Here is a 15,013-nt window from a genome sequence, read left to right on the forward strand (position 1 = left end):
AACTTGACCAAAATCAGGCTTACCCCCCTTGAAAAGCCGGATATATTTATTACAATTCACAATCTATCCAAAACCGATAGATCATTAAACAATAATCACAAAACAACATATATTGTTAACGATTTAACAAAACCAAATTTTACTATATCGTAACAAAAAGTAATGGTTTACCATTGAAAGCCTTGCATTCTGTTATAAAGCTCTTGCTATCATTCGATAATTCAATTAACACGCCATGAAAAAATTAACCATTATTGGACTGACGCCTTTTGAAAAGCCGGACGTTAACCTTATTTCCCGATTGCACCAGGCAGGTGCATTGCCCGTACTAAGTTTGGGAAATGAGCTGACGAAAGCCCAGGAAGCGTTACAACAACTTGACCAGATAGACGTACCATCGTATGGTATTTATTTTTCTAAAGACAATTTCGCCTCTCTTCAAATCTCTGAGAAAGTAAGATTTGCGATCCTTCCGTTCGGAATGTCTAAACCATTCAATATACCTGTTATTTACCAGGTGACCAGTTTGGAAGAGGCCAGACAGGCCGAAGAATCAGGAGCACAGGGAATTATTATCAAAGGAAATGAAGCGGGAGGATTAGTAGGCTACGAATCCACGTTTGTTTTATTCCAACGGGTGATCAAAGAAATCCAGAGCATTCCGGTGTGGGTACAGGGAGGAATTGGCCTCCATACCGCAGCAGCGTCGAAAGCTTTGGGAGCCACAGGAATTGTACTGGACAGCCAGCTGGCTTTATTCCCTGAAAGTTCAGTTCCACAGGAACTGAAAGAAGTATGCTCAAAACTGAATGGTACAGAAACTAAGGTGATCGCTAACCATCGTGTATTGGTAAGACCGAACTCACCTGCTTTACCTGAAAATGCAACCGCTGAAGATCTGAAACAATATTTTACCGGTTTCGATCTTAGTACCTGCTATATCCCAATGGGGCAAGACATTTCATTGGCTACGGATCTGTATGAAGACTTCAAAACACTTAAAAAACTGATTTTCGGCTTCAAAGAAGCGATGTACGGACATCTGAAACAAGCCAAAGCACTTAAAGTAATTGATAAAAATAACACTTTAGCTCAGGAATTAGGCTTAACCTATCCTATCGCTCAAGGCCCGATGACCCGTGTGAGTGATGTGCCTTCCTTTGCCAATGCAGTAGCAGATGCCGGAGCCTTACCTTTTGTTGCCTTATCCTTATTGAAAGGAGAATCTGCAAAATCTTTGGTAATGGATACCAAAAAACTGGCTGGTGAAAAAACATGGGGTGTTGGAATTTTAGGATTTGCCCCACAGGAATTAAGAGATGAACAGACATCCTATATATTAGAAGCAAAACCTCCTGTAGTTTTGATTGCCGGAGGAAGACCTGCACAGGCTAAAGTATTTGAAAAAGCGGGAATAAAATCATTTTTACACGTTCCTTCCCCTGCTCTTCTGGATATTTTCCTGAAAGAAGGAGCTAAAAACTTTATTTTTGAAGGACGTGAATGTGGAGGTCATGTAGGACCTCTGTCCAGTACAGTTCTTTGGGAAAAACAAATTGAACGTATTTTAAAAGAAGATGATCCTGAAAACATCAGCGTCTTTTTTGCGGGAGGAATTCACAACGCCTTTTCAACGGCATTTGTTTCCATCATGGCTGCACCATTGGCTGCAAGAGGAGTAAAAATAGGAGTATTGATGGGTACAGCATATCTGTATACCCACGAAGCTGTACAAACCGGGGCTATTCAGGAAGAATTCCAGTCTCAGGCAATGCAGGCAAAGGATACCGTTTTACTGGAAACCGCTCCCGGACATGAAACCCGTTGTTTAAATACAGCTTTTGCCCACCATTTCAATACCGAAAAAGCAAAACTTCTTGCTGCAGGAATGGATAAAAAACAGGTATGGGAACAACTTGAAAAATTAAATGTAGGCCGCTTACGTATTGCGGCAAAAGGCATAGAACGGCAGGGCGACAAATTGGTCAATATTCCTAAAGATGAACAACTTGACCTTGGAATGTACATGATCGGGCAGGTTGCTACGATGCATAACCGTGTGATCTCATTAGCTGCTCTTCATCAAAGTGTGGTAGACAATTATGAACACATTCAGGAAGCAGCATTGCCGGAAGAACCGGTTTCTGTAGAAAAACCTCTGGATATCGCTATCGTAGGGATGGAGTGTATCTTCCCTGGTGCTAAAAACCTGGATGAATACTGGAGAAATATCATTTTAGGAAAAGACAGTGTTACCGAAGTACCGGATGAAAGATGGAATAAAGAACTTTATTATAAACCGGATTCCAACGAATCGGATGTATCTCATTCCAAATGGGGAGGATTTATTCCTAAAATTGATTTCGATCCATTGGCATTTGGAATTCCGCCACAATCACTTGCGGCTATTGAACCTACACAGCTGTTAACCTTATTGGTTGCTAAGCGTGCGATGGAAGATGCAGGATATGGTGAAAAACACATCAACAGAGAAAACATTTCTGTCATTATAGGTGCTGAAGGAGGTAATGACCTTGCCAACAGCTATAGTTTCAGAGGATATTATAAGCAGGTTTTCGGGGAACTTCACGAGGAAGTAAAGGAAGCCTTTCCACATACTACTGAAGACTCTTTCCCAGGAATTCTTGCAAATGTAATCGCAGGTAGGATTACGAACAGATTAGACCTTGGCGGTAGAAACTTTACAGTAGATGCAGCATGTGCTTCTTCTTTAGCAGCCATCGATCTGGCATGTCAGGAACTTGTATTAGGAAAATCGGATATGGTTCTTGCCGGAGGAGCAGATTTACATAATGGTATCAATGATTACCTGATGTTCTCCAGTACGCATGCCCTATCCAGAAAAGGTAGATGTGCCACGTTCGATAGTGATGCTGATGGTATTGCTTTAGGAGAAGGTATCGCAATTCTTGTTTTAAAAAGATACGAAGATGCTGTACGTGATGGCGACCGTATTTATTCAGTAATCAAAGGAGTTGGAGGATCCAGTGACGGAAAAGCATTAGGCTTAACGGCTCCTAGAAAAATAGGTCAGGTAAGAGCATTAGAACGTGCTTATTCTCAAGCTGGGATCAGTCCTGCTTCTGTAGGCCTTGTAGAAGCGCACGGTACAGGAACAGTAGTGGGAGACAAAACTGAATTGAGTGCACTGACTAATTTATTCAGCCGTTCAGGAGCTTTACCGGGGCAGACGCATTTAGGTTCTGTGAAAACACAGATCGGGCATACCAAGTGTGCGGCAGGATTAGCTGGATTAATCAAAGCTTCCCTGGCTGTATATCACGGGGTAAAACCACCTACCCTTCACCTTCAGCAGCCTAATGCGTATTATAATGCAGAAACCAGTCCGTTTGCCTTCCACGCAGAAAGTGGATTGTGGGGTGAGAAAAACCGTTATGCAGGAATCAGTGCATTCGGATTTGGAGGAACAAACTTCCACACCGTTATTGCGAACCATCCTAAGCAGGACAATTCAATTGCCATGCAGTCGTGGCCTTCAGAATTGTTTGTTTTCCGCGGAGACACCTATGAAGAAGCCAAAGGAGAATCAAGCAAGGTTAAAGCATTATTAGAAATTAATGATGGGATTCCATTAAAAGATATTGCTTACAGTTTAAGCATCAGCTCAGAAAAACCAATCCAGTTCAGTATTGTAGCAGACACCGCTGAAGACCTGATGATGAAGCTTGAGTTAGTACTGCTAGGGATTGAGACAAAAGACACTTTTACTGTGAATAAAAAAGAAGGTAAAGTAGCGTTCACATTCCCGGGACAAGGAAGCCAGAGAATCAATATGGCTCGTGACTTATTTGTAGTTTTCCCGGCAATGCGTAAGATTATTGATGAGTATCCTGAGCTTGAAAAAGTTGTTTTCCCATCTAAAACGTTTAACGAAGCTGATTTAAAGCAACAGAAAGAAACCATTAAAGATACCCGTTTAGCACAACCACTTTTAGGAATTGTAGACCTTGCCTTGGCTAAGTTTTTAGAATCATTGGGCATTATTCCTGATATGCTGGCAGGCCACAGCTATGGTGAAATTCCGGCTTTATGCTTTGCAGGAGTATTTGGTGAAGATCAACTGGTTGACTTAAGTGTTCAGAGAGCGCAGTCTATTTTAAATTCAGTAGAAGGCGGAGATCCGGGTTCAATGCTGGCAGCAAGTGCTACTGCAGAACGTTTACAGCCAATTATTGCTAAAGTAGAAGGATGTTATCCTGTCAACTTCAATGCTCCTACACAATGTGTTATTGCAGGAAGTACGGAAGCCATCAATAAACTACTGGAGGTTCTTAAACAGGAAGGTATTTCTGCGAAAAAACTGGAGGTTGCATGTGCCTTCCACAGCCCGTTATTGGCGAAATCCAAAGGTTTATATGCTGAAGTTTTAAAAGACGTTCCTTTCCAGGAAATGCAGATCCCTGTATGGTCCAATACAACGGCAGAAGTATATCCGGCGGATCCGGAAGAAATAAAAGAAAGACTTACCGACCATCTGGTACAACCTGTAAGATTTGTAGAACAGCTTCAGGCCATGTACAATGACGGTGCAAGAATCTTCATAGAAGTAGGACCAGGAAAAGTACTTACCGGATTAACCAAGTCTTGTCTTGAAAAAGATCAGCTTACCCTATATGTTGAAGACAACAGCCGTAATAAATTCAGTCACCTGCTTTGCATGCTGGCACAATATTTAGGAACAGGCCGCAGCTTTAACATTGATAAACTTTTTGACGGCAGAAGCGTTACGATTATCGATCTTAACCAGCCTGAGCTTTACAAGAAAAGCCCTGCAATCTGGCGTGTCAATGGGCAAACAGCCCACCCAACTACCGGTAATCTGCCATCTAACGGTGCGTTACCACTAATAAACCCAATTCCCATGAACAATTTTACTCATCAACCACAGGCAGCCGCAACGGAAGCTCAGTCTACTGCTGAACGCATGTTGCAGGAATATTTGAACAGCATGAAATTAATGATACAGGCACAGCGTGATGTGATGCTTTCCTTTATGGGACAGAATCCTCAGGCATTCCCTGCTCCTGTATATCATTCACCAATACCCGCTGCTGCACATCAACCCGTATCTACCATTCCGGTTCAGCCTGTTCAACAGCAACCCGTAGCTGTGGCTGCTGTAAAGCATGCTCCGTCAAGAGATATCAAGTCTTTATTACTACAGGTAGTAAGCGACAAAACAGGATACCCTCAGGAAATGCTGGGTATGGAAATGGATCTGGAAGCTGATTTAAGTATCGACTCTATTAAAAGGGTTGAAATCATCGGAACACTTCGTAACGAACTGGGAAGTCTGGGTAACGGAAATGCTAATGAAGATACCGTTATGGAGCAGCTTGCAGGAATAAAAACATTAAGCGGATTAGTTTCATGGCTTACTGAATTTTCAGGAGCTGAAACAACTACTACGCCTGAAAAAAACGGAACAGCAGCAGAATTATCAGTTTCACAATCAAAAGCTCAGCCAGCATTCTCTCTTGAAGATCTTCAAAATGCCATTTTGAATATTGTAAGCGAAAAAACAGGATATCCAAAAGAAATGCTGGGTCTTGACCTTGATCTGGAAGCGGATTTAAGTATAGATTCCATCAAACGTATGGAAATCATTGGTGATCTTAAAACCAAGATCGGATTTGGTCAAAACCTTGAACAGGCGGATGATGTGATGGAAAAACTGGCGGCCATCAAAACCCTTCGTGGCTTGGCAAGCTGGATCAGTGAAATGAATGGGGAAACCAACGAAACTGCTCAGGAAACACAAGAAACCAACACTGCAGAGCCTGTCCAAAATGTACTTTCACGTCTTCGTTTTGACATTACTCCAACAGATTCTTCTAAAATACAAAATACAGAAATATTACAGGGAAAACGTTTTGCCATCACACAAGATGACAGCAAACAAACCTCAGCCATCAAAGACGCGTTAGAAAAACATGGAGCTATTGTAGAGCTGGTAGATACAGATAAAGATCTTTCAAATATCGACGGATTAATTATGTTAGATCTATTCTCTGCCGTTGATAAGCCAAGTATTATCGATCACGTAGATCTGATCAAGAAACTTGATTTTGATAAAGCAAAATGGGTATATCTTATTTCTGATATTCCTGCACATCTTCAGGAAATTACAGATGCAAGCGTATTACGTCATCATCAGGGATATCCTGGACTTTTCAAAAGTCTAGCCAGAGAATTTGATAATACAACTTGTAGATTAATCAGCCTGAGCACCCCTCAGGAAGTAGATCAGATTGCTGAAATCGCTTTAAAAGAGATCCTTACCAACGATAAACCTGCTGAAGTGATTTATAAGAACGATCAGAGACACCAGGTAGACATCATCCCTTCTCCATTATCAACAAGCTTGAATGAAGCCCATATCCAGTTAGATCAAAAATCTGTGGTTTTGGTATTGGGAGGCGCACAGGGAATCACTGCCGAGTTGGTAAAACACATGTCTCAGGCTTATCCTTGTACTTATATTCTGGTAGGAAGATCCGCAGACCCAAGAAACGAACTTTCGGCTAAAGATTTTGAAAGCATGAAAACCAAAGAGGATATCAGAGGATTCCTGATCAAGTCAGGCCAATTCACATCTCCTTCAGAAATAGAAAAAGAAACGACGAAGATTTTCAAAAACAATCAGATCCTTCGCACCATCCGTGATATGGAAGCGCTTGGAAATACCATCATCTACCAGTCACTGGATCTTTGTGATGAAGAAGGACTAAGCCACCTGATCAGCAGTATTTATGAAAAATACAACCGTCTGGATGGACTGATTCATGGAGCAGGTCTTTTAGAAGATAAATTATTCAAACAAAAGACCACAAGCTCTTTCGGACGTGTATTTGATACCAAAGTAAAACCACTTCGTGTATTGGCAGAACAGCTTCGTTCAGACTGTCAGTTTGTAGTATTGTTCTCAAGTATCGCTTCCGTATACGGTAACAAAGGCCAGACAGATTATGCTGCAGCCAACAGCGTACTGGATGATTACGCGAATGCTTTAAATAAAAGATTAAAAGGAAAAGTAATCTCTATCAACTGGGGACCATGGAAAGGTGCCGGAATGGTTTCTTCCACTCTTGAATCAGAATATGAGCGCAGAGGTATTTCCATGATTCCATTGGATGAAGGAAAAGAAATCTTCCTTAACGAGATAAAATACGGAACGGAAAGCCAGGTGCTGATCATGTCAGGAAATAATTGGTAAACACTGCGTAAACTCAATATGAAAAAAACAGATGTTGCTGTAATTGGTCTATCCTGTGTCTTTCCCGGGGCACAGGATGCCAGCACTTTTTGGCAGAATATTGTCAATAAAGTCGATTCTACCGAGCTCGCTCCGGCGGATCGGATAGATCCGGTTCATTTCAGTGATGCTACAAGTCCCGTTGACCGTTTTTACTGTCAGCGCGGAGGATTTATCCCTGATTATACTTTCGATCCTACCGCCTTTGGTATTCTGCCATTGGCTGTTGAAGGAACGGAACCTGACCATTTGCTTACCCTTGATCTGGTACAGAAAGCGCTTGAAGATGCAGGTGTATTTCAGAAGAATATTTCCCTTGAAAAAACGGGAATCATCATCGGTAAAGGAAACTACACAGGTCCGGGTGCTACCCGAGCGATAGAAATTGTAAGAACCGGAGAACAGATTTCTTCATTGTTACAAGAGTTACTACCTCAGGTTTCTTCTGCAGATATTGAAAAAGTAAAACATGCTTTCCAACAGCGTAAAGGACGTTTTGCAGCCGATACCGCCATGGGATTAATTCCCAATCTTGTTGCCTCTCTTGTAGCCAACCGCTTCAATTTAGGAGGCGCTGCATTCACTGTAGATGCCGCCTGTGCTTCTGCTTTGATTGCTGTAGATCATGCCGTACAGGAACTTCAGAGAGGTCGTTCTGATATCATGATTGCTGGAGGCGTGCACACAGGACAGAATGCTGCTTTCTGGAGTATTTTTGCCCAGCTGGGAGCTATGTCCCGTCAACAGCAGATCAAGCCGTTCAGTATGGATGCTGACGGTCTGTTAATCGGCGAAGGTTGTGGTTTCGTGGTGTTAAAAAGACTAGAAGATGCTGTTCGTGATCAGGACAAAATCTATGCTGTGATCAAAGGGGTGGGTGTAAGCAGTGACGGTACCGGAACCAGCGTGATGAGCCCATCTGTAAAAGGCCAGTTAAAGGCTTTAGAACAGGCATGGATTAATGCTGATTTAGATAAAAACAAAGTGGGATATCTTGAGGCTCATGGCACAGGAACACCCCTTGGAGATAAAACAGAGCTTCAGACCTTAGCCCAATTCTTCGGAAAAGAAGAAACGGCTCCGGCTGCAGGTATCGGATCTGTAAAGTCCAATATCGGGCATGCTATGCCGGCTGCAGGAATTGCAGGATTAATTAAAACCTGTTTAGCATTACATCACGATACTTTACCGCCAACCTTATATTGCGAGAATCCAACTTCGGAGATGCAGAATACTAGGTTTGAACCTGTACAGGAAGCCAAAAACTGGTCAAAAACAGGACTGCCAAAAGTAGCCGCAGTAAATGCCTTTGGATTTGGAGGAATCAATGCACACGTTGTTCTGGAAGGCTATGATATGCCTAAAAAAGATCAGGTATTGATATTGGCAAGACCCACCCATGAAGAACTGCTTTCAGCTTTACAAAATAATGAAACAACCATTGGTGAAGGAGATTTCAGGGTTGCGATATTTGATCCTACGCCTGCAAGACTGGAAAAAGCCATTAAAATTGTTTCCAAAAATATTACGTGGAAAAACAAACAGGATATCTGGTACACTTCTACTCCATTATTAAAAGATGGCGGTAAAGTAGCCTTTGTATTCCCAGGACTGGATGGACTGGCAAAAGGTGAAGTAGAAACGGTAAGCCGTTATTTTGGGCTAACAGCACCTATCGAAACAGAAGGTGAAGGACTTCTAACCGATGCTTTAAATGTATTCAACAACTGCAGTATCCTTGATCATTCACTGAAAAAGCTGGGAATTATTCCTGATATGAATGCGGGACACAGTTTAGGAGAATGGCTGGCAGGTTATTCATCTGAACTGGCTGAAGCCAATTCTGTAAAAGCCTTAATTGATGTGCTGAATCCTGAAACTTTTGAATTAAAAGATTCCAAGTTCATCGCCATAGGAGCCGGAATTGAGGTGATAAAACCTTTTATTGCAGAAATTTCAAACCTTTATGTTTCCAACGACAACTGCCCTAACCAGGTGATTCTTTGCGGAAGCAATGCAGCTCTGGATGAATTGGTTCCTTTGTTAAAAGCAAAACAGATCTTCCATCAGGTATTGCCGTTCCAATCCGGATTCCACTCTCCTTTTATCGCTGATAAACTGGATGTGATCCTTGCAGGAATGGAAAAAGCACAGTTCCAGCAGACGAAAATTCCATTGTGGTCTGCCACAACACTAGAACCTTATCCTGCAGATCAGGCAGCGATCAGAAAACTAAGTGCCGAGCATTTGGTAGAACCTGTTCGTTTCCGTGAACTGACCGACAAATTATACGAAGAAGGCGCAAGAGTCTTCATTCAGGTAGGAACCGGCGGTCTGATTGGATTTATTGATGATACTTTGAAAGGAAAAGCTTTCAGTACCATCGCTTCCAGTGTTCCAACCCGTTCCGCATTAGCTCAGTTGCAGCGTGTAGTGGCTTCTTTATTTGTAGAAGGAAAAATAATTGCTCTGGACTTTTTAGAGATTCAAAATCATTCGAAAAGATCATCACAAAAAGGAATTAAACTGGAATTAGGTTCACCTATCATCCGTAATTTTAAAGAAGTGAAAGCGTTGGCTCAGTCATTTGACGCGCCAAAACAATATACCGCCTCTTCCATTGCGACTGCAAAAAGTGGTCATCCGCTGGTACAGGCATTTCAGGACAACGTTGCAGATATGATCCGTATGCAGGAAGAAGTATTGAATTTATTCCAGAACCGTCCGGAAATCACGATCCAAAGACCTGCACCTGTAGCTCCTGCAGCTTCACAACCCGTAAGAAGTACAACCTTTACAAAAGATTTGTATGTAACGTTGGAAAGTCACCCTTACCTGATCGATCACAGCTTATTGAGACAGCCTAAAGGATGGGCTCATGTAGCAGATATGGAACCGGTTATTCCTATGACGATGATTTTTGAGCAATTAGCAGAAATCGCAGAAGCAGAAATTCCGGGAACACAGGTTCATAAAATCATGAATGTAAGTGTATTCCAATGGATGAACGTAGCCAAACCTTTCGAAAAAACCGTAAAAGGAGAATGGCGCTCACAAAATCATGCTTATCTCGATATTGAGAATTTTGCCAACGCAGAAGTAGTCTTAAAATCTGCTCCTGTTCCAATACCTGACTTCAATCTTTCCATCGGTAATCTTTTACCTATCGAAAGAACCCCTGAAGAAATCTATGACATGCACATGTTCCATGGAGATAAATATCAGGGAATTACTGAAGTTTCAGCCGTTGGAGACAAAGGAATCATCGGAAAAATAAAAGGAAATGGTGGTAAAGGTTCTCTATTAGATAATGCAGGGCAGTTATTCGGTCTTTGGCTTCAGCTTACGTTGGTGAAAGACCGTATTGCATTCCCTGTAAAAATCAGAGATATTGAATTCTTCGGAGATATGCATGATCAGGAAGGTATTTTTGAATGCACCTGTATGCTGACCGAGCTTAATGATGAATTTGCCATCGCAGATATCATCCTGAAAAGAGACGGAAAAGTATGGTGCGCCATTACGGGCTGGCAAAACAGAAGACTGGAAATTGATGCCGCTTTATGGAATGTTTCCATGTCACCATTGCACAACAGGCTTTCAGAAGAGATTGCTCCTGATGTATTCTTCTTCCATCAGGCCTACACCAGAGTTGCTTCATGGGATTTTATCCTGAAAAGATATTTCAACCAAACAGAAAAACAGCATCACCAGCAATTGTTACCTAACAAAAAGAAAAATTGGATGGTAAGCCGTGTGGCGGTGAAAGACGCCGTAAGAAACCTTCTTCGTCAGGAAAAAAATCATGCCTGCTTCCCGATCACTTTTGAAATCCGTTCCGATGAAGTGGGAAAACCTTACCTCATCAGTGATTTTACAGATAATATCCATATTTCTCTGGCTCATAAAGGAAAAGAAGCCGTTGGGATCGCGAGATATGGAAAATCTGTAGGAATTGATATGGAACTGATGGAAGAACGCAGTTCAGGATTCTATGACATGGTATTTACCGACAAAGAATTGCCCCTATTAAAAGACAGAGATCAGGCGGAATGGACCACCCGTTTCTGGGTAGCCAAGGAAGCTTACGGAAAGTTTCTGGGAACAGGACTGAAAGGAAATCCTAAAGCCTTCGAAGTCGAAATGATAAAAGATGATCACTTGTGGATCAACAACATTGAAATCAAAACTATTAAACATAAAAATTATATTATCGGATGGACACTGTAAACGCAACATTAAAAATGAACCACGAAGAACTTTTTACTTTATTAAAAGGTTTTATTACTGAAGTGATAGGTGCTGAATTTGTAGAAGAGATGGATATTACTCCTGAAAGTTCATTCACCAGAGATCTTGAAATGGACAGCATTGAGATTGTCTCTTTCTCTGAAAAGATCAAGGCGCATTTTGGCGATCAGATCGACTTTACAGGTTGGTTATCATCTATGGATCTTGACCAGCTGATTAATCTTGACCTTAGTATGATCATCAATTATATCTACGAATGCCAATAATCACTGTCAATAACAGACAAGTTCATATACAGGAACTCAACAAAGGAGCCGAACAAACCGTGGTACTCATCCACGGTATGTTCAGTAACCTGTCCATTTATTATTTTAATATTGCCCCCATTCTGGCAAAGCATTTCCATGTGGTGATGTACGATCTGAAAAGCCACGGTATGAGTGAACGCTTTTTGGATGGGTACGATCTTGACAACATGTCATCCGATTTAATAGGTTTAATAGATCACCTTCAGCTGGAAAAAGTACACCTTGTAGGCTATAGCTTCGGAGGTCTTATTGCATTAAAAACAGCATTAGAATATCCTGACCGCGTAAATCAGCTTGTAGTGACAGAAGCTCCGGATCCTCAGGACGAAAAAGCCCGTAACATCATTGATGAATACAGCAAAGAATTTCTTGAGCATTATGTTGCCAATTTTACGGATACCACCAAAGTGCAGATGGGCAAAAGACAAATGGAAAAGAACCACCGTATGTATGAATTTCTGTTTAATCAGACCAGCATTAAAGCAGATATGATTAAGGAAAAACATTTCCTGGGTGAAACCAACTTCAATAAACTGACGGCTTCTACTCTATTGCTTTATGGCGCTGATTCCAACTGCAGACCTACCGGTGAGTGGCTGCAATCTCAAATCAGCCAGTCTGAACTTGAATTAATTCCGGGTGATCATAATATTCCTATCCAGGAACCTCAGCTTATTGCTGAAACGATCGCTCAATTTTTATCTAAAATTTTAACACAAAACCATGGCTAAATTTGCATTTATAGTTCCACCATTGACAGGTCATGTCAACCCTACCCTAAGCATCGGTGCTACCCTGCTGAAAAGAGGGCATGAAGTAGCCTGGATCAGCCTTGACCCGACTCTAGAGGCTAAACTTCCCGAGGGAGGAAAATTATTACTGATCCAATACGATCAGACCGACGAAGAAAAGAAAGAAAGCGAACAATATCTTGATATTATCTCCAAAAAAGTAGTGTATGGTATAGACAGCGTTAAGTTCCTGTACGAAGAGGTTCTTATCCCGCTGAACAGACATTGCTATAACGGTATTGTTTCTTTATTAAAAATAGAGCAGCCCGATTTGATTATCGGGGATCATCAGTTATTTGCTGCTCCGGTTGCAGCCAAAACTCTTGGTATCCCTTATGCCACATCCGTTACCGCTCCGGCAGCCATCAAAATCATGAATGAACTTCCGAAAGTACACGAATGGGAAGTCAATCAAATTATCGATTTGCAGAAAGAACTTGGGTTTCAGGAAGAACGCTCTCTGGCAACCTCAGATCTATTGACATTGGTTCTGACGTCCAGTTATTTCTTTGGGGAAATGGAGGATCTCCCGTCTCAATATCAATTCACAGGTCCGGTTCTTACGGAAAGACGTGTTTCATGTGAATTCGACTGGGAGAAGTTAAAAAGCAAAGACAGTAAAAAGATCCTGGTAAGTATTGGTACGACCTTCGATCACGATCATAAAAAAGCATTTTTCCAGAAGGTAATCGATGCTTTTAAAGATGAAGATTTAACCGTTGTAGTCGTTTCTGATCCACAGCTTTTTGAGCAATGGCCGGATAACTTTATGGTGTATCAACAGGTTCCTCAGCTGGATCTGCTGCCTCATCTGGATGGTGTAGTGTGCCATGGCGGCCATAATACCGTTTCTGAAACATTATCCAATGGTATTCCTTTGGTTGTGATTCCGATTGCCTATGACCAGTCGCACGTTGCAGGCCGTGTAGTGCGTACAGAAGCGGGTGAACGTCTGAATTTTAACCGATTTAAAGCCAATCACCTGAGAGAAGCCGTACAGCAGATTTTAAATACTCCGGGCTACCGTGAAGCAGCCCAGAAAGTAGGTCAGTCTTTTGTGGAAGCAGGAGGCTCAGCTACAGCAGCTACCTTATTGGAACAAGCTCTATCAAAGGCTTCAAAACCTGAAAAACCATCTAAGTTTTTATTCGTTGTTCCTCCGTTTTTCGGACATGTAAGCCCTACTTTAAGTGTGGGAGCAAGTCTGATTGCCCGCGGGCATGAAGTAAAATGGTTTGGAATTACGCCTTTAGACAGCAAACATATCCCTGAAGGAGGTTCTTATTTCTATCCTGAAGAAGATCTTATTCCATATCAGGAGGAAATCGCCCGTATTTTAAAAAGACAGGATGACGGCCCTGCATGTTCCGGACCTGAAGTGATGAAACTGGCACTGGAAGAAACCTATGTTCCTTTCGCTAAAATGATGATGCCGGGATTAACCAGACTCACAGAAAGCTGGATGCCTGATGTTATCGTGAACGACTGTATCACTTTTGGAGGTGCTCTTTTCGCTCATAAACATCATATTCCTTGTGTAACAACAACACCTGTTCCACCGGATGTGATGGGAGATACGGAAAAAAGTGCCCCTAAAATCTGGGAATGGCAGCAAAACCTCATCAAAGACCTTCAGAAAGAAGTAGGAATTCATGAGGAAGGTATTTATATCCATTCTCACAAACTGAATATGGTATTTACCTCTCAGGCCTTCGCTGGTTTTGAAACCGTTCCATCTCATATGAAATTTGTAGGTCCGGTAAAAGGCCGTCCGAACGACGCTCCATTTGACTGGGATAAATTAAACGCTTCTACCACTCCAAAGATATTCGTATCATTGGGAACGCTGCTCGTAGATATCAGAAAAGCTTTCTTCGAAAAAATCATCGCTGCATTTAAAGATCAGCCCGTAACAGTAATTGCTGCTACTCCACCGGAAATCTTTGAAGAATGGCCGGACAACTTTATTGTGAACAGCTTTGTGCCACAATCGGCAGTGATGCAGCAAATGGATATGGTAATTTGCCACGGTGGTTTCAATACCGTAAACGATACTTTCCGTAACGGTTTACCGATGTTGATCACTCCTATTGCGTATGACCACTTCCATATTGCAAAACTGATTGAGCAGGCAGGTTGCGGAATCAGCATCCGATACAAAAGACTTCGTGTAGATGCCCTTCGTGAAACCGTTTTTGAATTATTAGAGAATCCAAAATACAGAATCGCAGCTCAGGAAGTCAGAAATACATTTACCCTTGCCGGAGGTAATGACAAAGCAGTAGAATTATTAGAAAGTTTTGTACATGAACATTCCACATTAACTTCTGTATAAGCTCATGAAACCAAAATAATTTTGAAATACT

5 protein-coding genes are annotated in these 15,013 nt (G+C 41.8%); all 5 read left to right on the forward strand.

All coding sequences use genetic code 11. The features are described 5' to 3' along the window. Positions 1 to 235 precede the first annotated feature (235 nt). Genes RAH34_RS18345 through RAH34_RS18365 form a run of 5 tightly spaced genes read left to right on the forward strand, consistent with a single transcriptional unit; the run spans position 236 to position 14,982 of the window. Complete coding sequence (locus RAH34_RS18345; protein WP_306597082.1) at positions 236 to 7,258, forward strand: SDR family NAD(P)-dependent oxidoreductase; 7,023 nt, start codon at positions 236 to 238, stop codon at positions 7,256 to 7,258. Positions 7,259 to 7,276: 18 nt separating this feature from the next. Next, complete coding sequence (locus RAH34_RS18350) at positions 7,277 to 11,527, forward strand: beta-ketoacyl synthase N-terminal-like domain-containing protein (protein WP_306597083.1); 4,251 nt, start codon at positions 7,277 to 7,279, stop codon at positions 11,525 to 11,527. Next, a complete protein-coding gene (locus RAH34_RS18355) occupies positions 11,515 to 11,814 on the forward strand; it encodes an acyl carrier protein (RefSeq protein ID WP_034696900.1) in 300 nt (99 codons plus the stop codon). The genes RAH34_RS18350 and RAH34_RS18355 overlap by 13 nt, the downstream gene beginning before the upstream one ends. Continuing rightward, positions 11,805 to 12,587 carry an alpha/beta fold hydrolase gene (locus RAH34_RS18360; RefSeq protein ID WP_306597084.1) on the forward strand — a complete coding sequence of 261 codons (783 nt, stop codon included), beginning with the start codon at positions 11,805 to 11,807 and terminating at the stop codon, positions 12,585 to 12,587. Before RAH34_RS18355 ends, RAH34_RS18360 begins: the two co-directional genes overlap by 10 nt. Continuing rightward, on the forward strand, positions 12,580 to 14,982 hold the full coding sequence (locus RAH34_RS18365; protein ID WP_306597085.1) for a glycosyltransferase: 2,403 nt from the start codon (positions 12,580 to 12,582) through the stop codon (positions 14,980 to 14,982). The genes RAH34_RS18360 and RAH34_RS18365 overlap by 8 nt, the downstream gene beginning before the upstream one ends. The last annotated feature ends 31 nt before the right edge of the window (positions 14,983 to 15,013 follow it).

The organism is Chryseobacterium sp. WLY505 (assembly GCF_030846215.1).
Lineage (GTDB): Bacteria > Bacteroidota > Bacteroidia > Flavobacteriales > Weeksellaceae > Chryseobacterium.